At 71.9% G+C, this 23,618-nt stretch carries 26 protein-coding genes; 12 read left to right on the forward strand and 14 right to left on the reverse strand.

Annotated elements, in window-relative coordinates; all coding sequences use genetic code 11:
* Positions 1-25 precede the first annotated feature (25 nt).
* Both AC2W7E_RS12245 and AC2W7E_RS12250 read right to left on the reverse strand, forming a co-directional pair.
* On the reverse strand, positions 26-715 hold the full coding sequence (locus AC2W7E_RS12245) for a response regulator (RefSeq protein ID WP_485989225.1): 690 nt from the start codon (positions 713-715) through the stop codon (positions 26-28).
* The gene (locus tag AC2W7E_RS12250) at positions 712-1,965 is read right to left on the reverse strand and encodes a sensor histidine kinase (RefSeq protein ID WP_126894462.1); all 1,254 of its coding nucleotides are present in this window, start codon (positions 1,963-1,965) and stop codon (positions 712-714) included. Before AC2W7E_RS12250 ends, AC2W7E_RS12245 begins: the two co-directional genes overlap by 4 nt.
* 78 nt (positions 1,966-2,043) lie before the next feature.
* On the opposite strand from AC2W7E_RS12250, the gene AC2W7E_RS12255 reads away from it, so the two are divergent.
* Complete coding sequence (locus AC2W7E_RS12255) at positions 2,044-3,231, forward strand: MFS transporter (RefSeq protein WP_485989226.1); 1,188 nt, start codon at positions 2,044-2,046, stop codon at positions 3,229-3,231.
* A 15-nt stretch (positions 3,232-3,246) separates the two neighbouring features.
* On the opposite strand, the gene AC2W7E_RS12260 is transcribed toward AC2W7E_RS12255, so the two are convergent.
* A complete protein-coding gene (locus AC2W7E_RS12260) occupies positions 3,247-4,053 on the reverse strand; it encodes a Cof-type HAD-IIB family hydrolase (RefSeq protein ID WP_126894465.1) in 807 nt (268 codons plus the stop codon).
* Positions 4,054-4,081: 28 nt separating this feature from the next.
* A complete protein-coding gene (locus AC2W7E_RS12265) occupies positions 4,082-4,927 on the reverse strand; it encodes an exodeoxyribonuclease III (protein WP_085605648.1) in 846 nt (281 codons plus the stop codon).
* A 37-nt stretch (positions 4,928-4,964) separates the two neighbouring features.
* Between AC2W7E_RS12265 and pyrE the strand changes: the two genes are divergently transcribed.
* Both pyrE and AC2W7E_RS12275 read left to right on the forward strand, forming a co-directional pair.
* On the forward strand, positions 4,965-5,525 hold the full coding sequence (pyrE, locus tag AC2W7E_RS12270) for an orotate phosphoribosyltransferase (protein WP_025104912.1): 561 nt from the start codon (positions 4,965-4,967) through the stop codon (positions 5,523-5,525).
* Entirely contained in the window at positions 5,522-6,424 is a 903-nt protein-coding gene (locus tag AC2W7E_RS12275) for an ROK family protein (protein WP_485989227.1), read from the forward strand. Before pyrE ends, AC2W7E_RS12275 begins: the two co-directional genes overlap by 4 nt.
* A gap of 8 nt (positions 6,425-6,432) precedes the next feature.
* On the opposite strand, the gene AC2W7E_RS12280 is transcribed toward AC2W7E_RS12275, so the two are convergent.
* The 3 genes from AC2W7E_RS12280 to AC2W7E_RS12290 form a co-directional block, all read right to left on the reverse strand.
* The gene (locus AC2W7E_RS12280; RefSeq protein ID WP_085605644.1) at positions 6,433-6,801 is read right to left on the reverse strand and encodes a hypothetical protein; all 369 of its coding nucleotides are present in this window, start codon (positions 6,799-6,801) and stop codon (positions 6,433-6,435) included.
* A 122-nt stretch (positions 6,802-6,923) separates the two neighbouring features.
* Positions 6,924-8,066: an MFS transporter gene (locus AC2W7E_RS12285; protein WP_366215694.1), complete on the reverse strand. Its 1,143-nt coding sequence runs from the start codon at positions 8,064-8,066 to the stop codon at positions 6,924-6,926.
* Between the two features lies 1 nt (position 8,067).
* Positions 8,068-8,970, reverse strand: coding sequence for a MurR/RpiR family transcriptional regulator (locus AC2W7E_RS12290; protein ID WP_485989228.1), 903 nt, complete (start codon positions 8,968-8,970; stop codon positions 8,068-8,070).
* A 165-nt stretch (positions 8,971-9,135) separates the two neighbouring features.
* On the opposite strand from AC2W7E_RS12290, the gene AC2W7E_RS12295 reads away from it, so the two are divergent.
* The 8 genes from AC2W7E_RS12295 to AC2W7E_RS12330 all read left to right on the forward strand — a co-directional run bounded on the left by AC2W7E_RS12295 (position 9,136) and on the right by AC2W7E_RS12330 (position 18,532).
* Positions 9,136-10,686, forward strand: coding sequence for an ABC transporter substrate-binding protein (locus AC2W7E_RS12295; protein WP_025104907.1), 1,551 nt, complete (start codon positions 9,136-9,138; stop codon positions 10,684-10,686).
* Positions 10,687-10,753: 67 nt separating this feature from the next.
* Positions 10,754-11,725 (forward strand): ABC transporter permease, encoded by a 972-nt coding sequence (locus tag AC2W7E_RS12300; RefSeq protein ID WP_085605638.1) that lies wholly within the window; start codon positions 10,754-10,756, stop codon positions 11,723-11,725.
* Positions 11,722-12,609 (forward strand): ABC transporter permease, encoded by an 888-nt coding sequence (locus tag AC2W7E_RS12305; RefSeq protein WP_085605636.1) that lies wholly within the window; start codon positions 11,722-11,724, stop codon positions 12,607-12,609. Before AC2W7E_RS12300 ends, AC2W7E_RS12305 begins: the two co-directional genes overlap by 4 nt.
* Positions 12,606-13,511 carry an N-acetylmuramic acid 6-phosphate etherase gene (gene murQ, locus AC2W7E_RS12310; protein WP_485989229.1) on the forward strand — a complete coding sequence of 302 codons (906 nt, stop codon included), beginning with the start codon at positions 12,606-12,608 and terminating at the stop codon, positions 13,509-13,511. Before AC2W7E_RS12305 ends, murQ begins: the two co-directional genes overlap by 4 nt.
* Positions 13,511-14,701, forward strand: coding sequence for an anhydro-N-acetylmuramic acid kinase (locus AC2W7E_RS12315; RefSeq protein WP_485989230.1), 1,191 nt, complete (start codon positions 13,511-13,513; stop codon positions 14,699-14,701). The genes murQ and AC2W7E_RS12315 overlap by 1 nt, the downstream gene beginning before the upstream one ends.
* Positions 14,698-15,825, forward strand: a complete 1,128-nt coding sequence (locus tag AC2W7E_RS12320) for an enolase C-terminal domain-like protein (RefSeq protein WP_485989231.1) — start codon at positions 14,698-14,700, stop codon at positions 15,823-15,825. Before AC2W7E_RS12315 ends, AC2W7E_RS12320 begins: the two co-directional genes overlap by 4 nt.
* Entirely contained in the window at positions 15,822-16,904 is a 1,083-nt protein-coding gene (locus AC2W7E_RS12325) for a serine hydrolase domain-containing protein (protein WP_485989232.1), read from the forward strand. The genes AC2W7E_RS12320 and AC2W7E_RS12325 overlap by 4 nt, the downstream gene beginning before the upstream one ends.
* Positions 16,901-18,532, forward strand: a complete 1,632-nt coding sequence (locus AC2W7E_RS12330) for an ABC transporter ATP-binding protein (RefSeq protein WP_485989233.1) — start codon at positions 16,901-16,903, stop codon at positions 18,530-18,532. Before AC2W7E_RS12325 ends, AC2W7E_RS12330 begins: the two co-directional genes overlap by 4 nt.
* Before the next feature lie 24 nt (positions 18,533-18,556).
* Here the strand turns inward: AC2W7E_RS12330 and AC2W7E_RS12335 are convergent, their stop codons facing one another.
* The 6 genes from AC2W7E_RS12335 to AC2W7E_RS12360 form a co-directional block, all read right to left on the reverse strand.
* Positions 18,557-18,721 carry a hypothetical protein gene (locus AC2W7E_RS12335; protein ID WP_164498178.1) on the reverse strand — a complete coding sequence of 55 codons (165 nt, stop codon included), beginning with the start codon at positions 18,719-18,721 and terminating at the stop codon, positions 18,557-18,559.
* Positions 18,718-19,287 (reverse strand): YdeI/OmpD-associated family protein, encoded by a 570-nt coding sequence (locus AC2W7E_RS12340; RefSeq protein WP_126894244.1) that lies wholly within the window; start codon positions 19,285-19,287, stop codon positions 18,718-18,720. The genes AC2W7E_RS12335 and AC2W7E_RS12340 overlap by 4 nt, the downstream gene beginning before the upstream one ends.
* Position 19,288: 1 nt before the next feature.
* On the reverse strand, positions 19,289-20,098 hold the full coding sequence (locus AC2W7E_RS12345) for an HAD-IIA family hydrolase (RefSeq protein WP_025104898.1): 810 nt from the start codon (positions 20,096-20,098) through the stop codon (positions 19,289-19,291).
* A 95-nt stretch (positions 20,099-20,193) separates the two neighbouring features.
* On the reverse strand, positions 20,194-20,826 hold the full coding sequence (locus AC2W7E_RS12350; RefSeq protein WP_485989234.1) for a metal-dependent transcriptional regulator: 633 nt from the start codon (positions 20,824-20,826) through the stop codon (positions 20,194-20,196).
* A 44-nt stretch (positions 20,827-20,870) separates the two neighbouring features.
* Entirely contained in the window at positions 20,871-21,170 is a 300-nt protein-coding gene (locus AC2W7E_RS12355) for a hypothetical protein (RefSeq protein WP_371513437.1), read from the reverse strand.
* Between the two features lie 20 nt (positions 21,171-21,190).
* Positions 21,191-22,474, reverse strand: a complete 1,284-nt coding sequence (locus AC2W7E_RS12360) for an Nramp family divalent metal transporter (protein ID WP_485989235.1) — start codon at positions 22,472-22,474, stop codon at positions 21,191-21,193.
* A 128-nt stretch (positions 22,475-22,602) separates the two neighbouring features.
* Here AC2W7E_RS12360 and AC2W7E_RS12365 point away from each other — a divergent pair, with 128 nt between their 5' ends.
* Complete coding sequence (locus AC2W7E_RS12365; RefSeq protein ID WP_085605620.1) at positions 22,603-23,268, forward strand: TrmH family RNA methyltransferase; 666 nt, start codon at positions 22,603-22,605, stop codon at positions 23,266-23,268.
* A gap of 27 nt (positions 23,269-23,295) precedes the next feature.
* Here AC2W7E_RS12365 and AC2W7E_RS12370 read toward each other — a convergent pair whose 3' ends face one another.
* A complete protein-coding gene (locus tag AC2W7E_RS12370; RefSeq protein WP_485989236.1) occupies positions 23,296-23,613 on the reverse strand; it encodes a hypothetical protein in 318 nt (105 codons plus the stop codon).
* Between the last annotated feature and the right edge of the window lie 5 nt (positions 23,614-23,618).

Below are 23,618 nucleotides of genomic sequence, written 5' to 3' on the forward strand. Positions count from 1 at the left end.
TCGCGGGGGAGCGGTCCACCTCCGGTCAGGCCAGCCCCATCCGATGCGCGAGCACGACGGCCTGCACGCGGTCCCTGGCGCCGAGCTTCTGCAGGATCCGGGAGACGTGGGTCTTCACGGTGGCCTCCCCGATGAACAGGGCGCGGGCGATCTCGGCGTTGCTGCGGGCATCGGCGAGCAGGGTCAGCACCTCTGTCTCCCGCTCGGTCAGCGGTTCCGCGAGGACGGGGGTCGCGGGCGTCTTCGTCACCGCGCGGGCGGGAGCGGCGCCGGTCTCCGGATTCGCTCCGGCGAAGCGGGTGAGGACGCGGCGCGTCACCTCGGGTGCCAGCATGCCGTCCCCGGCCGCGAGAGCGCGCACCGCGGAGATGAGATCCTCGGCACCCGCGTTCTTGAGGAGGAATCCGCTCGCGCCGGCTTCGAGCGCCTGATAGAGGTAGTCGTCGCGATCGAACGTCGTCACGATCGCGATCGCGGCACTCACCGAGGGGTCGGCCACGAGGCGGCGCGTCGCCTCGATCCCGTCCATGTCCGGCATCTGCACGTCCATCGTGATCACGTCAGGGCGCAGGTCGGCGGCCTGCGCGATGGCCTCCGCCCCGGTCGAGGCCTCGCCGACGACGGTGATGTCGGGCTGGGTGTCGAGGATCGTGCGGAAGCCGGCGCGGAGGAGGGCGTGGTCGTCGACGAGGAGCACCCGGATCGGCGCGGTCACCGTGCGGCCTCCGTCACGGGTGCGGCAAGCGGCACCCGCGCTCGCACCCGCACCCCGCCGGGCGCGCGCGGAGCGATCTCGAACGTGCCGCCGGAGGCCGCCGCGCGCTCCCGCATCCCGAGCTGGCCGAGGCCGGGACGCAGCTGGGCGATGGCACGACCGGTGTTCACGACCTCGACCTCTACGCCGTCCTCGTCGTAGCGCACGCGCACGTCCGCAGTCGCCCCTGGCCCGGCGTGCCGACGGGCGTTGGTCAGCGACTCCTGCGCGATCCGGTACAGGTTCACCGCGACGAGCGAGGGCACCGGCACCGGATCGCCGATCACGGCGTACGCGGTGGGGAGGCCGGCCTCGGTCGATGCCTCCGCCAGGGCGGCGATGTCGTCGAGGGAGACGGTCGATGCCGGCTCGGTCGTGTCGCCGCCGGGAGTGCGCAGGGTCTCCAGCAGCTGGCGCAGCTCCTGGATCGCGTCCCGCGCGGAGGACTCGATCCCGGAGAGGATGCGCGCCGACTGCGCCGGATCGCTCTCGAGCACGAGGCGCGCGGCACCCGCCTGCACGCCCATCACCGATACATGGTGGGCGACGACGTCGTGCAGCTCTCGGGCGATCCGCACCCGGTCGAGGGCCACCGCCTGCGCCGCGGTGACCTCGCGCTCGCGCTCCAGCTCTCGGGTGCGCTCCTCCAGCACGGTGCGCTGCTCCGCCGCCGCCCAGGAGCGCTCGCCGAAGTAGTAGGCGCCGCCGAAGTACAGGACGTTGAGGAGGATCTGGATGAGCATGAAGGCCACATAGGGCGACATGGCACCGGCGACGACGTCCGCCTTGTCCGCCTCGCTGATGGCGTCGCGGTACATGGTGATGAGGAGCCACACGAACATGCCGACGATGATCGCGACACGGACGACCAGGGCCTTCCGGCGGTCGTTCATCCAGGCGCCGACCGTGTAGAGCGCGATGAACATCGCGATGTTGCCGACGTAGATCTCCGGTACCCGGATCGTCACCGCGGTGAAGTAGGCCAGCGACACCACGACGGCCACGGTGCCGGGCCAGCGCCGGCGGAAACCGAGCGGCGCCGCCACCACGACGGCGTAGACGAGGGCGGTCCATAGCGGAGCCTGTTCGTCGCCGTAGACCTGGGCGATGGAGGAGAGCGCCGCGCTGAGGATCGCGCCGACGAAGAGGACGAGCGCGAGGAGGAGGTCGCCGCGCTGGTCGCGCAGGGTCGGCGTCCGGGTGAAGGCCATCCCTCCACCGTAGGGCGGGGGTCGTCGCGCGGCATCCCCCGCGCGACGGAGGCGGGCGGGGACCTGCCAGGATCGAGTGTGACCTCCTCGACGCGCCCGCGGCTTGCACCGCTCTATCTCGCCGGGTTCACCACCGCGTTCGGCGCGCACGGCATCGCTGCCGCCCTGGGCGCCGAGACCGAGGACATCGGCTGGACGCTGCTGGCCTTCGGCTTCACGCTCGCGCTGTACGACCTCGCCGAGGTGCTGCTCAAGCCGCTCTTCGGGGCGCTCAGCGACCGGGTCGGGGTGCGCCCGGTGATCGTCGGCGGGCTGCTGGCCTTCGCGGCGTTCTCGGTGGTCGGAGCACTGGCTCCCGGCATGATCGGCCTGGTGATCGCGCGCTTCGGGCAGGGGGCGGCGGCCTCGGCGTTCTCCCCGGCGTCGTCCGCTGCAGTGGCGCGGTTGACGGACGAGGCGTCGCGTGGCCGCTACTTCGGGCGCTACGGCTCCTGGAAGAGTCTCGGATATGCGCTCGGCCCCCTGCTCGGTGCGGTGCTCGTGGTGGCGGGCGGGATCCCGGCGCTGTTCTGGGCACTCGCCGTGCTCGGGCTGGCCGCGGCCGGATGGGTGCTCGTCGCCGTCCCCGCCGTGCCGGTGCTGCCCCGGAAACGGGTGACCCTCGTCGACCTCGGCCGGGAGCTCCTCGCCCCGGGGTTCCTCGTCCCGACCCTGGTGTTGGCGGCCACGACCGGCGCGCTCGCCGTGGCCGTCGGCTTCCTCCCGCTGCTCGGCCGGGAGGCCGGACTCGGCACTGTGGGCAGCATGGCGATCGTCACGGTGCTGGCGGTCGTGTCGAGCATCGTGCAGCCGCTGGTCGGATCGGCGCACGACCGCGGCCGGCTCTCGGTCCGCCTCGGCGCGGTCGGCGGGCTGCTTCTCATCGGCGTCGGCATCGGACTCTCGGCCTTGTGGGTAACCCCGGTCGTCCTGGCCCTCTCGGGCGTGCTGGTCGGCGCGGGGGTGGGGCTGGCGACGCCGGTGGCGTTCTCGCACCTCGCAGCGTCGACGCCCGCCGAACGGATGGGGCGCACGATGGGCAGCGCGGAGCTGGGCCGAGAGCTGGGCGACGCGGGCGGTCCGCTCGTCGCGGGGGCCGTGGCGACGGTGACGGTGCCGGCGGTCGGGATCGGCGTCATCGCGGTGCTCACGGCGGGGGCGGGTGCCCTGGCTCTCCTCGGCCTGCGACCGCCGAGTGCCGAGGCGCGTCCGAACGGGGCCGACTGACCGCGGTGGCCCGGTTCAGGGGCCGAGCAGGCGCTCGATCACGCGGGCCACGCCGTCGTCGTCGTTGGTCGCGGTGGTCTCGTCCGCGGCCTCCTGCACGACCGGTTCCGCGTGTGCCATGGCCACGCCGTGACCGGCCCAGCGGAGCATCTCGACGTCGTTGAGGGCGTCTCCGAACGCCACGACATCGGAGCGATCGATGCCGAGGTGCGTGCAGAGGCGCGCGAGTCCCGTGGCCTTCGTGACGCCCTGCGCCATGACCTCGACGAACGGGGCGCCGGACAGCGTGGCCTCGAAGCCGGTGAGCCCGAGGGACCGCAGGGTCTCGAAGAGTGCGGCGGGCGCGAGCTCGGGGTGCCGGATCACGAGCTTGAGCGTCGGCGCGGCCAGCACCTCGTCCAGCGGCACGCCGCCCATCGTCGCGGGGTCACGCTTGTGATCGGACAGCTGCGCGATCGCCGCGTACCCGTGCTGTGCGACGAATGTCTCGCCGCCCTCCCGCACGCTCGCGAAGAGGAGGCCGGGGACGCTGGCGCGCAGCGCGTCGGCGAGAGTGCGCAGCGTCGCGGGCGGCAGCTCCTCGGCGAACAGCATGCGGCCCTCGGTGAGATGTGTCGCGTACGCGCCGTTGCCGCACAGCGCCCACCCGTCGAAGCCGGCGTCGGCGGCGATCACGCGCAGGCCGATCGGCTGGCGGGCGGTGACGGGCACCACCGCGACGCCCGCGTCCCGCGCGGCGTCGAGCGCGGCACGGGTGCGCGGCGACACCGCGGACGAGCTGTCGAGCAGGGTGCCGTCGAGGTCGGTCGCGATCAGCCGCACGGGGTAGGTCCCTGAGCCTGTCGAAAGGTCAGGAGAAGATCATCGGCAGGTCGTCGTCGGCGTCGTCGCCGCCGAAGTCCAGATCGACCACCACGGGCACGTGGTCGCTGGGCTGCTCGCCCTTGCGCTCGTTGCGGTGGATCGACGCCCCGGTGACGGCATCGGCGAACGTCTTCGAGCCGAGGATGAAGTCGATCCGGATGCCCTCGTTGCGCGGGAACTTCAGCCGCTGGTAGTCCCAGTAGGTGTAACCCTCGGGGAGCAGCGGGCGCACGACGTCGGTCACGCCCGCGTCGGTCAGCGCGAAGAACGCGTCGCGCTCGGCGGGGGAGACGTGGGTGGAGCGGCCGACCACGATGTCGGGGTCGCCGTTGTCATGGTCGAACGGGATGATGTTGAAGTCGCCGACGAGGGCGAGCGGAAGGTCGGGATTCGCCGACAGCTCGGCCGCCGTGGACTGCTTGAGCTGCTCGAGCCAGTGCAGCTTGTAGACGTAGTGCGGGTCGTCGAGCGAGCGGCCGTTGGGCACGTACAGGCTCCAGACGCGCACGCCGTCGACCATGACGCCCAGAGCACGCGCCTCCTGCGGGGCATCGGGGCCCTCGTGGCCCTTCGCGAACCCGGGCATGCCGTCGAAGGCGGTGCGGACGTCGGTGATCGGCAGCCGGCTGGCGATGGCGACGCCGTTCCACTGATTCAGGCCGTGCACCTCGACGTGGTAGCCGGCCTCCTCGAACGGTGCATACGGGAACTGCTCCGGCTTGCACTTCACCTCCTGCATCGCGAGCACGTCGATGTCTTCACGGACGGCGAACTCGACGGTGCGGGTGACGCGGGTGCGGATGGAGTTGACGTTCCAGGTGGCCAAGCGCATGCGTCCAGCCTAGGGTGTGCCTCCTACACTGGATGCCGTGACCGCACTCGACGCAGACCGCCAGACCCTCCTCGCCCTCATCACGGACGAGGCGGTGTTCCACGGCGATTTCACCCTCTCCAGCGGCAAGAAGGCGACGTACTACGTCGACATGCGCAAGCTCACCCTCGACCACCGCGCCGCTCCGGCCATAGGCCGCATCATGCTCGACCTGATCGCCGATCTCGACGTCGTCGCCGTCGGCGGTCTGACGCTCGGCGCCGACCCGATCGCGAACGCCGTCCTGCATGCCTCGGTCGGCACCGACCGTCCGCTCGACGCGTTCGTCGTGCGGAAGGAGCCGAAGGACCACGGCCGCGGTCGCCAGATCGAGGGCGCCGACGTGAAGGGCAAGCGCGTGGTCGTGCTGGAGGACACCTCGACCACCGGGCAGTCCGCGCTCAAGGCGGTCGAGGCGCTGCGCAAGGAAGGTGCGGAGGTCGTCGCGGTCGCGGTGATCGTCGACCGCAAGACCGGCGCGCAGGCCGCCATCGAGGCCGAGGGCCTGGAGTGGCGCGCGGCCTTCGACCTCGACGACCTCGGACTCGACCCGCAGTGAGCCGCTATGCGCTGGCCGTCGACGTGGGCGGCACGAAGATGGAGGCCGCCCTCGTCGCCGACGACGGCACGCTCGTCCCCGGCAGCCGCAGCCGGCAGCCCACCGGCCGCGAGGCGACGTCCGCGTCGTTGACGGCGGCGGTCGACGCGATCGTGCGGCATGCGCTCGCGGCCCTGCCCGCCGATGCGGAGCTCGTCGGCGCCGGGATCGGCAGCGCGGGTCCCGTGGATCGGACCCGCGGTGAGATCCTGCCGGTGAACATGCCCCTCGCGCGGGGGTTCGGCCTCGTCGACGCGGTCGGCCGTGCGGCCTCGACCGCACTCGGACGGGACGTCCCGGCGGTCCTGGGTCACGACGGCGGCGCGCTCGCGCTCGCGGAGTCGTGGCTGGGGGCGACGCAGCAGGCGGGAGCCTCCCTGTCGATCGTCGTGTCCACGGGCGTCGGCGGCGGTTTCGTCGTGGGCGGTGCGTATGTGCCCGGGGCGAGCGGCAACGCCGGGCACCTCGGGCAGGTGCGCCGCGAGGGCGGGCTCACTCTTGAGGAGATCGCCTCCGGACCTGCCAGTGCCGCCTGGGCGCGGGAGCAGGGCTGGTCCGGCGCGACCGGGGAGGACCTGGCCCGGGACGCCGCGGCCGGTGTCGCCGTCGCCCGCGCGGCAATCGAGCGCTCGGCCCGCGCCGTCGGGGAGGCACTGGCCGATGCCGCCACCCTCGTCGACCTCGACGTCGTCGCCATCGGCGGCGGCTTCTCGCGGGTGTCGGCGGACTACATCGACCTCGTCCAGCAGGCTCTCACCGCCAGCGCCGTGCACGAGTACTCCCGTCGCACCCGCGTCGTCCGCTCGGGCCTGGGCGACGAGGGGCCGCTGATCGGCGCCGCCGCCCTCGTCCTGCGCTGACGGGAGTGTCAGCCCCCTGACACGAGCAGGTGTCGCGGGGGCCCTTCGAGCCGGGCGACGGCGATCTTCAGATCCGTGACGTCCGCCGCCACCGCATCGATGCGTGCGGTGAGCTTCTCTTCGACGGTGTCGATGCGTGCGCCGAGCTTCTCTTCGACGGTGTCGATGCGTGCGGTGAGCTTCTCTTCGACGGTGTCGATGCGTGTGGTGAGCTTCTCTTCGACGGAGTCGATGCGTGTGGAGAGCCGGTGGTCGACGGTGCCGAGACGCTCGTCGATGCGACGGATCATCCACGCCCCTGCCGCGAACAGGCTCGCGCCGAGGGTGAGCACGACGCCGATCGCGCTGACGATGATCGTGAGGGTGTCCGCGGACACGGTGCTCCCTTCCTCAGTGCGGGTGTGGCTTCGACGATACGTGGTCGCCGTGCGGGCGCCGGTCGGAATTCCGGCATCTGTGAAGAGGTCGCGTGCAGGCTCGATGGGGGAGGAAGAGTCGGTCACCGCAACGCCGGGACGGCGCGCCCGGAGCGCGACGCCACGAGCATCAGCACGGGGATGACCGCGCACAGGACGGCGGACACGAGGAACGTGACGCCCGACGCCGGGTCGCGTCCGATCAGCAGGACGAGCGTGGGCACGAACGTGCCGCCGACCGCGCCGCAGGCCACGAGCGCCCCGGTGACGGCGGCGCTGCGGGCCGGATCGAGTCGGTCGAGCGCGAGTCCGAGGATGAGGCCGTAGCTCGGGGCCAGCAGGACCACCACGACGGCCAGGATGAGCAGCGCCGCGACCGGCTGCTCGCCGAGGAGCACCCCGGCGAGCACCAGGAGGAGGGCGGCAGCACCAGTGGCGGTCGCCAGCAGCGCGAGCGGCGGAACCGCCGCGCGCCGGAGAGCGGCGGCGCCGAAGCGGCCGACGGCCATCAGCGCCCAGAAGGCGGAGGTGCCGAGGGCGGCGGTGGCGGGCTCGATCGCGAGCGCCCGCTCCGGGATCACGGCCGACCAGCCCGACAGGACGGTCTCCACGCCGACGTAGAGCGGCAGAGCCAGCGCGAAGGGGAGGAGGACGAGCAGGGAGCGTGCGTCCCGTCGCGCCGGGGCCTCGGTCGCACGGGCGAGAGTGCTGGCGCCGGCGAGCACCGCGACGGTCGCCAGGGGTACGGTCGCGAGCAGCGCCAGGGCCGGACGGGCGCCGGCCCCGAGCGCGACCACGAGCGGTGTGACGGCGGCGCACACGGCGACCGTGCCCATCAGGGCGCTCAGCACCCCGGTCGCGCTCCCCGTGCTGGCGGCCTTGGCTGCCACGGAGCCCGCGGCCTCGACGAGACCGAACCCGAGCCCCGCGAGCGCGGCGGCCGCGATGAAGACGCCCGGATCCGTCGCGAGGGCGACACCGACGATGGCGGCCGCCTGGAGGAGGCTGCCCAGCACGAGCGTCGTCCGGGGCGGTCGGCGCACCAGGAGCGGGCCCGACAGCAGCACGCCCACGAGGAGTCCCGCGAAGAGGACGGGCACGGCGGCACTCAGGTCGGCATCCGTCGCGTGCTCTGCGGACGGAAGGACGGCCGGGACGAACGCCGCGGTCACGCCGAGGCCGCCGAACGCCGTGAACAGCCCGACGCGGAGTCGGCTCGCGCTCATCTCAGGCACCGCCCGCGCGCACGTGATGCACGGCGGCGAAGGTGTCGCGGAGGGCCTCCATCGAGCGATCGTAGTTGGACTGCGCGACCCCGATGAAGATGCAGTCGACGACCATGAGCTGGGCGATCCGGCTGCCCAGGGCCCCGGAGCGGAAGCCCGTCTCGCGCGCGGCGGTGGTCAGCACGATGTCGGCCTGACCGGCGAGCGGGGAGCCGGCATGGTTGGTGATGGCGATGGTCGTCGCGCCCGCCTGCCGGGCGAGCAGGAGGAACTCGATGGTGTCGGTCGTGGCGCCCGTGTGCGAGACGGCGATCGCGACGTTCCCCGGCCCGAGGGTGGCGGCCGAGGTCCAGGCGGCGTGCGGGTCGGACCACTCCAACGCCGTCCGCCCGATCCGGGTGAGCTTGCGCTGGAGGTCGAGCCCGACGATGGAGCTCGCCCCCACGCCGAAGATGTCCACCCGGGTGGAGGAGGCGATCGCCTCGACCGTGGCGCGGAGCGCGTCGGTGTCGAGCACCTTGGCGGTGTCGGCGAGGGAGAGCGTCTCGGCGAGCGACACCTTCGCGACGATGTCGGCGAGGGTGTCATTGCGGTCGATGTCGCCGGACACGGCGGGGAGCGCGGCGGTGTCGAAGGTCTCGCGTTCGACCTCCCGCAGCACGTGGTTGCGCAGCTCGCGCACATGCTCGTACCCGAGACGCTTGCAGAACCGCACGACGGACGTGGTCGAGGTGTCGCAGCGCTGCGCGAGCTCGGCGACGGAGAGCCCGGCGGTTCCGGCGGGGTCGGCGAGGAACAGGTCGGCGATGCGCTGCTCGCTCGGACGGAGTTCTGGGCGCAGGGCGCGCATCCGCACGAGCACGAGATGGGTGCCGGCGTCGTCGCGAGCGGCATCGTGGGGCATGGGGTCTCCGATCGGTGTTCATAACACTAGAGGAACTTCTGTTACATGCGTAGATGCTTTCGTGTACTTTTGGTACTTACCCAGACCGACGATGTTCGCGGGGCATCAGGCAGCACCGCCTGATCCGAGCCAGGGCGACGCGGTCCCAGCCAGGAGGAAACAGCAATGAGCACAGCACGGTGGGCGTCTCTCGGCGCCCTCACCGCCACGGGCCTCGCCGCGGCGCTCGTCATCACCGGGTGTTCCGCACCGGCGTCGAACCCGTCCGACACCGGATCCGGATCCGCCGGCGGCGACCTGGTCATCGGCGTCACGAGCGATCCCGACACCCTCTTCCCGTGGAAGGCCACCCAGTTCCAGGCGGTCAACGTCCTGCAGAACCTGTACGGCACGCTGACCGAGTTCGACGAGGAGCTCAACGTCGTCCCCGGTCTCGCCGAGTCCTGGGACGTCTCCGAGGACGGCCTCACGGTCACCCTCCACCTCCGCGAGGGCGTCACGTTCGCGGACGGCAGCGCCTTCGACTCCGCCGACGTGAAGTACTCGCTGGACGCGATCGCCGATGAGGCGACCGCTGCCGTGGCCGCGAGCTCCCTCGCCTCGGTCGCCGCCGTCGAGGCCACCGACGAGAGCACCGTCACCCTCACCCTCAGTGCCCCCGATGCCGCGCTGCCCGCGAACCTCGCCGTCATCAACATGGCGATGCTCTCGTCGGACGACACCGAGGAGGCGCTCAACACCACCCCGAACGGCACCGGCCCGTTCGTGCTGGAGGACCGGAAGGCGAGCCAGTCGCTCACCCTCGCCAAGAACGAGGACTACTGGGGCGACACCGCGCTGCTCGACACCGTCGAGTTCCGCGTGATCCCCGACGAGTCGTCCATCGTCTCGGCGATGCAGTCCGGCAACGTGCAGCTGGCCGTGTTCGACGACCCGCTCGTCGCGCAGACGGCCGAGGGCGCGAACGTCGAGGTCGCCACCACCCCGCAGCTCAGCTACCACGCCCTGCAGCTGAACGCGCAGCGCGGCGACCTCGCCGACGTGAACGTGCGGCTCGCGATGCAGTGCGCGATCGACCGTCAGGAGGTGCTCGACACCGCCGCGCTCGGCGAGGGCGAGGTCACCGGTCCGATCACCTCTCCCGCGTTCAAGTCCGACCCCGACGCGCGCCCGTGCCCCGAGCGTGACCTCGACAAGGCGGCCGAGTACCTGAAGAAGGCCGGCAAGGAGGACGGCGTCACCGTCAAGACGATCGTGTCCCAGGGCGAGTACGCCACCTCCGTCAACGAGGCGCAGAACCTCAAGGCGCAGCTCGCCGACGCGAACATCACGCTCGACCTCGAGGTGCTCGAGTCCGGCGCGTTCGTGGACCGCTGGATCGCGGCCGACTTCGACGCCGCGGTCGCCCTCAACGGCGGACGCCCGGACCCGGACGGCATGTACGGCCGTTACTTCACCAGCACCGGCAACCTGAACCAGGTCGCGGGGTACTCCTCGCCCGAGCTCGACGCGCTCTTCGCCGAGGGACGCGAGACGGCCGACCCGGAGAAGCGCAAGGACATCTACGCGCAGGTCTCCGAGAACCTCGAGGACAACGCCGCCTGGATCTGGCTGTTCACCAGCTACACCTACACCGCGACGGCCTCGACCGTCGACGGCTTCACCCCGATGGCGAACGGCTCGCTGCAGTACCTGCGGACCACCTCCATCCAGTAGTGGAACGAGGGGGCGCGGACGTCCGCGCCCCCTCGGCTCCCCGACGACAGGCACCTCTCCCACGCGCATGTTCAGACAGCTCCTCCGCAACAGCGTGCTGCGACGCATCCTCGCAGCCCTCGGCACCCTCTTCGGCGTCGCCGTCTTCGTCTTCCTGATGCTGCGCGCCATCCCCGGCGACCAGATCAGCTCCGGCCTCGGCACCGAGGCGGCCGCGCTCACTCCGGCGCAGCGTGCCGCGCTCGAGGCGTACTACGGTCTCGACCAGCCGCTCGTCGTGCAGTTCTTCTCCTGGCTCGGCAACATCTTCACCGGCAACCTCGGCTTCTCCTCCCGGGCGCAGACCAGCGTGCTCGAGCTCACCGCCGCCGCGCTGCCGGTCACCTTCGAGCTCGCGATCTTCTCGATCGTCATCGCGCTCGCCATCGGCATCCCGCTCGGCATGCTGTCCGCCTCGAAGCCCGACTCGCTCCGTGACGGCGTCGGTCAGGTCGTCGGCCTCGCCGGCCTCTCGATCCCCGCGTTCCTGCTCGGCACGGCGCTGCTGGCGATCCTCGCGCAGTCCCTCGGCTTCAACCCGAACGGCCAGGGCTACGCGCGGCTCTTCGACGACCCCGCTCTGAACCTCCAGCAGATGCTCCTGCCGTCGATCGTGCTCGGCTTCGGCATCGCCGCGCCGATCATGCGCACCACGCGCACCGCGGTCCTCGAGATCCGTGCCAACGACTTCATCCGCACCGCGAAAGCCAAGGGCGTGCCGCCCCGCCGCCTCCAGGTGCGCCATGTGCTGGGCAACGCGCTGGTCCCCATCGTCACCATGACCGGTCTGCAGTTCGGCTACCTGCTGGGCGGCGCGGTCGTGGTGGAGCAGATCTTCTCGCTCCCCGGCATCGGCCGCCAGGTGCTGCTCGGCATCCAGCAGAAGGAGTACGCGCTCGTGCAGAGCACCGTCCTGGTGATCGCGCTCGCCTTCGTCATCGTCAACCTGCTCACCGACCTGCTCTACCGGGTCATCGATCCCCGGGTGCGTGCCGCATGACCGACATCTCTCAGACCCCGGCCCTCGCTCCCGGCGGCGGGCGCACCATGGAGCGCGTGCGTCTCCTGCTGCGCAGCCGCAGTGGTCTCGCCGGCCTCATCATCGTCGTCCTGCTCGCGGTGCTGAGCCTCGTCTCGGCGTTCGGCCTGCTGCCGTTCGACCCGCTCGCGCAGGACCCGCCGTCCCGGCTGCAGCCGCCGTCCGCGGTGCACTGGTTCGGCACCGACCAGTTCGGCCGCGACGTGTTCTCGCGGGTGGCAGCCGGTGTCGCCAACTCGGCGCTCATCTCCGTGGTCGCCGTGGCGTTCGCGACCGTGGTCGGCACGGTCTGCGGACTCATCGCCGGTTTCTACCGCGGCTTCTCCGACGGGGCGATCACCGCGGTCACCAACGTGCTGTTCGCGTTCCCGCCGCTACTGCTCGCCCTGTCGCTCGCCTCGGTGTTCGACCGCAACTGGTTCACGATCGCCGTGGCCATCGCGATCGTCTACGTGCCGATCTTCATCCGCGTGACCCGCGGCCCCGTGCTGTCGCTGCGCGAGGTGGAGTACGTCAAGGCGGCCAAGAGCACGGGGCAGAGCCGCATGGCGACCATGTTCCGCCACGTTCTGCCGAACATCACCTCGATCATCATCGTGCAGGTCACGCTCTCCCTCTCCTGGGCGGTGCTCACGGAGGCGTCGCTGAGCTTCCTCGGACTCGGGACTCCGCCGCCGGCGCCCTCGCTCGGCTCCATGATCTTCGAGGCGCGGACCCTCGTGACCATCGCCCCGTGGACGATGATCGCCCCCGGCGTGGTCGTCGTGCTCCTCGTCGTCGGCCTGAACCTGCTGGGCGACGGGCTGCGCGACAGCCTCGACCCGCGGAACCGGGGCAAGCGATGATCGCGGAAGACCTCGGCGCCCTCGCCACCGAGGCGAGCGACCCCCGGTACGCCCGCCTCGATCAGATGAGCGTGGCCGAGCTCGCGCAGACCATGAACGAGGCCGACGCCACCGTGCCCGCGGCCGTGCAGCGCGCCCTCCCGCAGATCGTCCCGGCGATCGAGCAGACGGCCGCACGCATGGCGCAGGGCGGACGTCTGGTGTACGTCGGCGCGGGCACCCCCGGACGCATCGGCGTGCTCGACGCCTCCGAGTGCCCGCCCACGTTCAGCACCCCGCCGGAGCTGGTGTTCGCGATCATGGCCGGCGGTCCCGGCGCGATCGTGAACCCCGTCGAAGGCGCGGAGGACGACGCGGAGGCGGGTGCCGCGGCCATCGACGCCGCGGACATCGGCCCGCTCGACACCGTGATCGGCATCGCCTCCAGCGGCCGCACGCCGTACGTGGTCGCCGCCGTCCGACGGGCGCGGGAACGCGGGGCGCTCAGCGTCGGCCTGTCCTGCAACACCGGCACCGCGCTGAGCGCGGTCGCCGAGCACGGCATCGAGGTCGAGGTCGGCCCCGAGGTGCTCGCCGGCTCCACGCGCCTCAAGTCCGGCACGGCGCAGAAGCTCGTCCTGAACATGTTCTCGACCATCGCGATGGTCCGGAACGGCAAGGCCTACGGCAACCTGATGGTCGACGTGAAGGCCACGAACCACAAGCTCCGCGAGCGCGCGATCCGCATGGTGCGGACGATCGCCGACGTCGAGCGCGACACGGCGGCCGCCGCGCTGGAGAGCGCAGGGTGGGACGTGAAGCTCGCCACGATCATGATCCGCCGCGGGGAGGACCTCGCCGCGGCCACCGACCGACTCGCGGCGGCCGACGGCCGTCTGCGCACCGCACTGGAGGAGAACTGATGCGCGTCCTGGGACTGATCTCCGGCACCTCGCACGACGGGATCGACGCCGCCGTCGTCGACTTCGCCACCAACGGGGGATTCACGGCGCACGGCGTCGACCTCCGGGGCACGGTGCTCGCGTCCACCAGCGTCCCCTACGATCCCGCGCTGCGGGCACGCCTCATCGCCGCGCTCCCTCCGGCGCAGACCACCCTGGCCGAGGTGGCCGAGCTCGACACCCTCATCGGGCAGGCGTTCGCCGATGTCGCGGCCGAGGTCGCGGCCGAGGTCGGCGGCGTCGATGCGGTGTGCTCGCACGGCCAGACCGTGTACCACTGGGTCGACGGCGCCCACGCCCTCGGCACCCTCCAGATCGGGCAGCCCGCCTGGATCGCCGAGAAGACCGGTGTGCCCGTCGTCTCCGACATCCGTATCCGCGACATCACGGCGGGCGGCCACGGCGCTCCGCTCGTGTCGTTCCTCGACGAGCTGCTGCTCCGTGGCCGGGCCGGCGTCTCGGCGGCGCTCAATCTCGGCGGCATCTCCAACATGACCGTCGTCCGCCCGGACGGCCTCGTCGCCTACGACATCGGCCCCGCGAACGCCCTGGTCGACGCGGTCATCGTCGCGCACGACCTCAACCCGCTCGGATATGACGACGATGCGGCGATCGCCCGGACCGGACGGATCGACCAGGCGCTGCTGGACGCCATGCTCGCGGACCCGTACTACGCCCTCACCCCGCCGAAGAGCACGGGCAAGGAGCACTTCCACCTCGCCTACGTGCAGGAGCACCTCGCGGCGCAGGGACGTGAGATCGCGGTCGCCGACGTCGTGCGCACGCTCACCGAGCTCACGGTCCGCACGGTCGCCCGCGACGTCGAGGCCGCCGGGATCGGCTTCCTCGCGGTGTCCGGCGGCGGCTGCCGCAACCCGCTGATCCTGGACGGGCTGCGGACCGCGCTGCCGCAGACCGAGGTCGTCCTGGCCGACGAGCTCGGCGCCCCCGCCGACAGCAAGGAGGCCATCCTCCTCGCGCTCATCGGCTGGTCGACCCTGCACGGCGTCCCCGCCATCGTCCCCGGCGGGACCGGGGCGCGCGAGCCGCGCATCCTCGGCACGATCACGCCCGGCGCCGGTCCGCTGCAGATGCCAGAGCCGGTGGCGGCCATCGACTCCCTCGCCCTCACGGAGGCGGCGGGATCGTGACCGTCGTCGAGCGGATGCGCGTGCTGCGGGTGCCTTCGCCCCTGGCGCGTCCCTTCGTCACGGCCGTCCGTCGCACGGACCACCTCGATGTCGTGCTCGTGGAGGTGACCGACGCCGACGGCCGCCGCGGATACGGGGAGGCCGCGACGAGCTGGCGTGTCACGGGGGAGAGCCCGGAGAGCGTGACGGCCGTGGTCGCCGGTCCCTTCGCCGACGCCGTGCTCGGGCGCTCCGTCGACGACCCCGGGCTGCCGGACGCCCTCGCCGCGGCGGCCTGGGGCAACGCCGCTGCTCGCAGTGCGGTGGTCTGCGGGGTCGCCGATCTCGCCGCGCAGCACCGGGACGAGCCGCTCGCGCAGACGCTCGCCCCGCACGCAGACGCGCCCGCGCGCATCCGTACCGACATGACGCTGTCGGTGGCGGAGCCGGCCGCACTGGCCGCGACCGCCGTCGAGCATGCGGCGGCGGGATTCCGCTGCCTCAAGATCAAGGCGTCCCGCGAATACGACACGGTCGCGGGTCTCCTGGCCGTCCGCTCCGCCGTCGGTGCCGACATCACCCTGCGCGTGGACGCGAACCAGGCGTGGGACGCCGAGACCGCGATCCGCGTCATCCGGGCGGCGGAGGACGCCGGTCTCGGACTCGAACTCGTCGAGCAGCCCGTCGCCGCGCGCGACCTCGATGCGCTGGCCGTGGTGACCGCCGCCGTCGACACGCCGATCATGGCGGACGAGTCGGTCCGCACCGCGCAGGATGTCCGCGACATCGCCGCGCGCGCAGCCGCCGGGCTCGTGAACGTCAAGCTCGCCAAGACCGGCGGGCTCCGCGAGGCGCTCGCGTGCGTGCAGGCCGCCCGCTCCGCCGGACTCGGCGTCGTCGTCGGCTGCATGATGGAGTCGCACGTCGGGGTGGCCGCCGCCGCGCACCTCGCCGCCGCCATCGCTCCGGACGTCGTGCACGACCTCGACGCGGCGTCGTGGTTGCGCCGGTCGCCGGTGACCGGAGGGCTGACCGCCGACGCGGAGTGGCTCACCCTCGCCGCGGCGGCGGGACTGGGGATCACCGCGATCGCCCCCGATGCCGAGGTGCTGCTCGACCGCTCCCGGACCGGAGCTCTCGTATGAGCGCCGCCGAGGCGATCGCCGCAGTCCTCGCCGGGCCGACCACGCCGCGCGGAGCCGTCGCCGGGGTCGCCACCCGCACGAGCCGGGACACGACCGCCGGCGGCCTCGCCGATCTCGCGGGGACGCCGGTCACGACGGACACGGCGTTCGACCTCGCCTCGGTCACCAAGGTCGCCGCGACCACCACCGCGATCCTCCGGCTGGTCTCCCGGGGCGACCTCCGGTTCGACGATCCGGTGGACCGCTTCGTCCCCGGAACCGCCTGCGCCCCCGGGACGACCGTGCGGCACCTGCTCCTGCACCGGGCGGGGCTCTGGGAGTGGCAGCCGCTCTACCTCGACGGTACGAACGCCGACGGCGCGGCCGCCGCCGACACTCTCCCGCTCCGCTACGGCGTGGACGAAGGACGGCACTATTCCGACCTGGGCTTCCTGATCCTCGGACGGATCATCGCCGCCGCGACCGGCCTCCCCCTCGACGCCGCCGTGCGCGAGCTCGTGACCGGGCCCCTCGGTCTCACGCGCACGGGCTACGGGCCCGTCCCCGGTCCGGTCGCGTCGTCCACGGGCGACGGCGATGCCGCCGAGCGACGGATGGTCGCCACCGGCACCCCCTACCCGATCCTCACCTCTCGCCGGCACTTCCCCTGGCGTGAGGGGGAGATCACCGGGGTCGCCAACGACGGCAACTGCTTCCACGCCCTGCACGGCGTCTCCGGGCACGCCGGCCTGTTCGGCACGGTCGACGAGCTGCTGACCCTCGGCGTCGCGCTCGCCGCCCCCGAGTCGCACCCCGAGCTGTGGGATCCGGCGCTCGTGGCCGAGCTGTTCCGCGACGGCCCCGACCCCGGGCAGGCCCTCGGCTGGCGCAGCGACACCGTGACGGCGGACGGGCGCTCGACCCGGGTGCTCTGGCATCCCGGCTACACCGGATGCGCGCTGGGCGTGGTCCCCACCACCGGAACCGCCGTCGTCCTCCTCGCGAACCGGCTGTTCGCCGACGAGATCGCCCCCACCGAGACCCTGTGGCGCGCAGCGCTGCCCGCACTCCTGGACCCCGAAGGAACGAGTACCCCATGAGCACCACTCCGCCCGTGCTGAGCATCGACGGCCTCGCGGTCGCCTTCCGGACCGGCTCCGAGCTGGTCACCGCCATCAGCGACATCTCGATCGACATCGCCGCCGGGGAGACGGTCGCCGTGGTCGGCGAGTCCGGCTCCGGGAAGTCCACCACGGCGGCCGCGGTCAACCGCCTGCTGCCGGAGAACGGCGTCATCACGGCGGGCAGCATCCGCTTCGACGGCCGCGAGCTCACCGACCTCCCCGAGAACGCGATGGTGTCGCTCCGCGGGGCCGGCATCGGCCTCGTGCCGCAGGATCCGATGTCGAACCTCAACCCCCTCCTGCGCGTGGGTGAGCAGATCGGCGAGGCCCTCGAAGTCCACGGGCACACCAGCGGAGACGCGACGAAGGCCCGTGTCGTCGAGCTGCTGGAGATGGTCGGGATCCCCGATGCCGCCCGTCGGGCGACCCAGTACCCGCACGAGTTCTCCGGGGGCATGCGGCAGCGTGTGCTCATCGCGATGGGGCTCGCCTGCAAGCCGCGGCTGCTCATCGCCGACGAGCCCACCTCGGCGCTCGACGTCACCGTGCAGCGGCGGATCCTCGACCAGCTCGACCAGCTGACCGACGAGCTGGGCACCGCGGTGTTCCTCATCACCCACGACCTCGCCCTCGCCGCCGAGCGCGCCGACCGCATCGTCGTGATGTTCCGTGGCCACGTCGTCGAGGAGGGGACATCGGCGGAGGTGCTCGGGAACCCGCAGCACGAGTACACCCGGCAGCTGCTCGCGGCCGCGCCGAGCCTCGCGTCCCGCCGCGACGCCCTGCCTGCGCGCGAGGTCGCGGCCGACGCCGTGCCCTTCGTCGAGATCCGGGACCTGCGCAAGGAGTTCCCGCTCCGGAACGCGAAGGCCGGGGAGCCGCAGACCTTCACGGCGGTCGACGGCGTGAGCTTCTCGATCCGCCGCGGCACGACCGTGTCCATCGTGGGAGAGTCGGGCTCGGGCAAGTCCACGACGGCGAACATGGTGCTGGGACTGGAGGACGCGACCTCCGGGGCCATCCTCTTCGACGGCACCGATCTCACGACCCTCCGCCGCAAGGAACTGTTCGCGCTGCGCCGCCGCGTGCAGCCCGTCTTCCAGAACCCCTACGCCTCGCTCGACCCCCGGTACACCGTGGAGCAGTCGATCGCCGAGCCGCTGCGCGTGCACCGGATCGGCACCGCCGCTTCCCGGCACGCCCGCGTCCTGGAGCTCCTGGAGCAGGTCGCCCTGCCCGCGGCCATGGCCGAGCGGCTGCCGCACGAGCTCTCCGGCGGACAGCGGCAGCGCATCGCGATCGCCCGCGCCCTGGCCCTGGAGCCCGAGCTCGTCGTGCTGGACGAGGCGGTCTCCGCGCTCGACGTGCTGGTGCAGGCGCAGATCCTCGATCTCCTCGCCGACCTGCAGAAGCGCCTCGGGCTCAGCTACCTCTTCATCAGCCACGATCTGGCCGTCGTGCGCATGATCTCCGACGAGGTGCACGTGATGCAGCGCGGCGTCGTGGTCGAGAGCGGCACCCCGGAGAGCATCTTCGACACGCCGCAGCATCCGTACACCCGGGAGCTGCTCGCCGCGATCCCCGGAGCGTCGCTCGCCTCCTGAGGCCTCGGGGCGGCGGCCGTCGGCTCAGCGCCGGCGGTCGTCGTCGTCCCAGGGGCCCTCCCACCAGCCGGCACGGCCGTCGTCCTCGCCGCCGCGGCGGCGGGAGCGCACGAACTGCACCACGAACACGACCAGCGACGTGAGCATGATGAGGAACAGGACGAGGAACAGCAGGTCGCTCTGGTTCATGGGCGCTTCCCCTCCGCGGCATCCGCCACGATCTTCGCGATGCGCGCGGCCCTGGTCTCCGGCCGCTTGGCCATCGCGATGTGCGTGAGGCCGAACTTCTTCACCGACTTCGGGAACGCATCCCAGTTCCCCCTCGCCGCGGGCACCGCGTCGAGCGCGGCGGTGAGCTCCGGCGGCTCGATGCCGGCCTCGGGACCGTCGAGCACGGTCCAGGAGCCGTTCGCCTTCGCCGTCTCCAGCGCGCGGATGCCGGCCGGGGCGAGGAGCCCCGCGGCCTCCAGCTCCGCGATGCGGGCCTTGTTCGTCGCCGCCCAGCCGCTCCCCGGGCGTCGAGGGGAGAACCACTGGCCACCGGTCTCGTCGTCGAACGTGCGCACCGGGCCGTCGATCCACCCGAAGCACAGCGCCTGCCGGACGGCGTCCTCGTAGCCGACGCCGGTGGCGGATCGCCCGCGCACGCTCAGCAGCCACACTCCGGCCGTGCGTTCGTGGTTCGCCTCGAGCCAGGCGCGCCAGGCCGCGGCGTCCGCCGCCGTGACCCGCTCGCCGTCGTCGAGGGCGCCCACGTCAGTCCTCGTCGAGGGTGGGGATCGAGTCGGTGATGGTCGGCAGCAGGTCGGCGACCGAGTCGACGATCTCGTCCGGGCGGAAGGGGTACTGCTCGATGATCCGCTGGTCGCTGATGCCTGTGAGTACGAGCACCGTGTGCAGACCCGCCTCGATGCCGGCGACGATGTCCGTGTCCATCCGGTCGCCGATCATGCCGGTCTTCTTCGAGTGCGCGCCGATCTTGTTCAGGGCCGAACGGAACATCATCGGATTGGGCTTGCCGACGACGTAGGGCTCCTTGCCGGTGGCCTTGGTGATGAGGGCGGCGATCGCACCCGTGGCCGGCAGCACCCCGTCGGCGCTCGGGCCGGTGGCGTCCGGGTTGGTCACGATGAAGCGCGAGCCGTTGATGATGTGGCGGATGGCCTTCGTGATGGCCTCGAACGAGTAGTTGCGGGTCTCGCCGACGACGACGAAGTCGGGGTTCGTCTCGGTCATGATGAAGCCGGCCTCGTGCAGCGCGGTGAGGATGCCGGCCTCGCCGATGACGAAGGCGGAGCCGCCCGGGAGCTGCTGCGCGAGGAAGTCGGCGGTCGCGAGCGCCGAGGTCCAGATGCGCTCCTCCGGCACGATCAGGCCGCTCGCACGGAGGCGGGCCGAGAGGTCGCGGGCGGTGAAGATGGAGTTGTTCGTGAGCACGAGGTACGGGATCTCGTTGCGCTCCCATCCGGCGAGGAGTTCGGAGGCCCCGGGGATGGCGTCGTTCTCATGGACGAGCACGCCGTCCATGTCGGTGAGCCAGCATTCGATGTCGTCACGGTGTGCCATGTGCTCAGCCTAGAGGCCCCACCTTTCCTTTCGAATCGCCTGATTGGCCCCATCCCCGGCCGATCTGCCGCAAAGTGCGCGATTCGAAGCCGGGGTCAGGCCGACAACCACACCACGTCGCGGGCGGCGGGGGGCAGCGGCGGCTCGGTGCCGTCGAGGGCGATGCCGGACGAGGTCACCGTCACGGTCGTCCCGACGACGACCCCGTGGGAGTCGAGGGTCCGCAGGAGCTCCGGGTCGCGGTCGTCGACGCGCAGCACGCGGCCGGTGTGTCCGTCCGGGGCGTCGGCGAGCAGGACGAAGGGCTCCCGTTCGATGTGGCCCTCCGCGTCCGGGATGGCGTCTCCGTGAGGGTCGAAGCGCGGCCGCCCCAGGCGCTCGTCGATGCCCTCGAGCAGCCGGTCGCTGATGGTGTGCTCCAAGACCTCGGCCTCGTCGTGCACCTCATCCCATCCGTACCCGAACTCCTGCACGAGCCAGGTCTCGATGAGGCGGTGGCGGCGGACCATCGCGAGGGCCCGGGTGGTCCCCGCGTCCGTCAGCCGGACCGCTCCGTAGGGCACGTGCGACACGAGTCCCGCCGCGGCGAGCTTCTTCACCATCTCCGTGACCGACGACGGGGCGATGCCGAGCTTGGCCGCCAGGACCGAGGGGGTGATCGGCGCATCCTGCCACTCGGTGTGCGCGTAGACGGTCTTCAGGTAGTCGTCAGCTGCCGGGGATGCCACCCCACCACTCTACGTGTCCGGGTCGGCCGGCCTCGCGGCCTGAGTCAGGCGCCCGCGGAGCCGAGCAGGATCACGGTCGCCTGCCCCGCGAAGAAGAGCACGAGGAACCCCAGGAGGGCGGCGGCGAGCGAGAGGCGCCCGTCGAAGCCCTCCACCTCGGCGATGCCCACCTTGCGGGCACGGAAGGCGAAGATCAGGGTCGCGACGCCGAGCGCGAGCTGCACCCACGGGCTGGCGGGGCCGATGACCTTCGGGAACGCGATGAGCAGACCGCCGATGACCCCGGTCGCGAAGCCGCTCCAGGTGAGGAGGCGGACGGTGCGACGGGCGGAGTCTGCAGACATGATGTCGAGCCTATCCGGCGTCATGCCCCCGTCAGCACCAGCCAGAGCAGGGCGCCGTTCAGGGCGATGAGGAGCACGGAGGCCACGACGCCGGCGACCGTCGTCCACACCCGGTTGACCCAGGCGCCGAGCGTGCGGCGCTGCGCGGTGAGGGCGACGAGCGGGATCAGCGCGAACGGGATGCCGAACGACAGCACGACCTGGCTGAGGACGAGGGCGAGCGTGGGGTCCACCCCGATGCCGAGGATCACCAGCGCGGGGATGAGCGTCACCAGCCGGCGGGCCAGCAGGGGGATGCGCACGTGCAGGAGGCCGTGCATGATCTCGGCGCCCGCGTACGCGCCGACGGAGGTCGAGGCGAGACCCGAGGCGAGCAGTCCCACGGCGAAGAAGGTCGCCACGACCGGGCCGAGGCCTGCGGCCAGGGCGGCGTGCGCCCCCTCCAGCGAGTCGGTGCCCGCGACGCCCGCGAGGTTCGCCGCCGCGAGCAGGAGGATGCCGAGGTTCACGGAGCCCGCGATGACCATCGCGATCGTCACATCCCAGCGCGTCGCCGTGAGCAGGCGGCGGATCCGCGAGGTCTCGATCCGGGCCGCCTCCTCGGTCGTCTCGGCACTCGTCGCCCCGAACCGGTCGCGGGCCAGGGAGGAGTGCGCGTAGATCGCGTGCGGCATGATCGTCGCGCCGAGGATCGAGGCGGCGAGGAGCACGGACCCCGTGTCCTCGAAGCGCGGCACGAGGCCGCTCACGACGCCGCCCGAGTCGGGTGGCGCGAGGAACAGGCCGGCCATGAAGCCGATCGTGATCACGAACATGAGGCCGATGATCACGAACTCGAACGGTCGGGCGCCGCGACGGTTCTGCACCGCGAGCAGGACCATGGACACGGCCCCGGTGATGAGGCCGCCCCACAGCAACGGCACGCCGAAGAGCAGGTTCAGGGCGACGGCGCCGCCGATGACCTCGGCGAGGTCCGTCGCCATCGCGACCAGCTCCGCCTGCAGCCAGTAGGCGCGGCGGGCCCAGGGCCGGCGCAGCCGCTGGCCCAGCACCTCCGGGAGGCTCTGGCCGGTGACGACGCCGAGCTTCGCGGACAGGTACTGGATCAGCCAGGCCATCACGTTGCCGGCGACGACCACCCACACGAGCAGATAGCCGTACTGCGCCCCCGCCGTCATGTTGCTGGCGACGTTGCCCGGGTCGAGATAGGCCACACCCGCCACCAGCGCCGGTCCCAGCAGCCACAGCAGGCGCGGCGAAGCGGTGCGGGCGGGGATCACGGAGGCGGCGGGACTTTTAGGCACACCGAAACCGTAGCGTATTTTTCGGCGCACCTAAATATCGTGTCGCGATGGCCGGGGCCCCTTCGACGACGGGGTGCCGGCTCCTCCGCCCGACGGCGACCAGGCGGAGGCGGCGATAGCCTGGCGGGATGGAAGCGCAGCGCCCCGAGAGCACGGAACCGACCGCCCCCGGGGGGTCCTCGGCGCAGCCCGGATACGGCGTCGGCCCCTGGCCCGGAGGGCCGTCGGCCTGGCCCGAGGGAGAGCAGTACGATCCCGAGCTCCTCGCGCACGGCGACACGCGAAACGTCATCGACCGCTATCGCTACTGGCGCATGGAGGCGATCGTCGCTGATCTCGATACGCGGCGTCATCCGTTCCACGTCGCGATCGAGAACTGGCAGCACGACATGAACATCGGTTCCATCGTGCGCAGCGCCAACGCGTTCCTCGCCGATACGGTGCACATCATCGGCCGCCGTCGCTGGAACAAGCGCGGCGCCATGGTGACCGACCGCTACCAGCACGTCGTGCACCACGAGGACATCGCGACCTTCGCCGCCTGGGCGGCCGCAGAGGGTCTGCCCGTCATCGCGATCGACAACGTCGACGGGGCCGTGCCGGTGGACCGCGCCGACCTGCCGCGCTCGTGCGTGCTCCTCTTCGGTCAGGAGGGGCCGGGCCTGTCGCCGGAGGCACTGGCTGCCGCCTCCGGTCACATCGAGATCACGCAGTACGGCTCGACCCGCTCGATCAACGCGAGTGCCGCCGCCGCCGTCATCATGTACGAGTGGTGTCGTCGCCACGCGGAGTGAGCACGAGGAGCGGTCGTACGTGCTCCGTCAGGCCGGATCGATGCCGAAGAGGTGCCGCGAGATCGCGCTGACGTCGCGGTCGAGGCCGTCCATGCGCCGGCTCAGACCGTGCACCTCCTTCCGGAGATCCCCGATCTCGGCTTTCACGCCGACGATCTCGCCCTTGATCCCGCCGATCTCGCCCTTGATCCCACCGATCTCGGTGTGGATCCCGCCGATCTCCGTGCGGACCGTGCCGATCTCCGTCTTGATGATCCTCACGAACATCGTCGCCATGAGCGTGATCGTGGCGTACATGCCCGAGGCGAGAACCCCGATCGTCGTCCATACCTGTGCGTCGTTCATCCCCA

Source organism: Microbacterium sp. CFSPD4_SD4 (genome assembly GCF_057364585.1).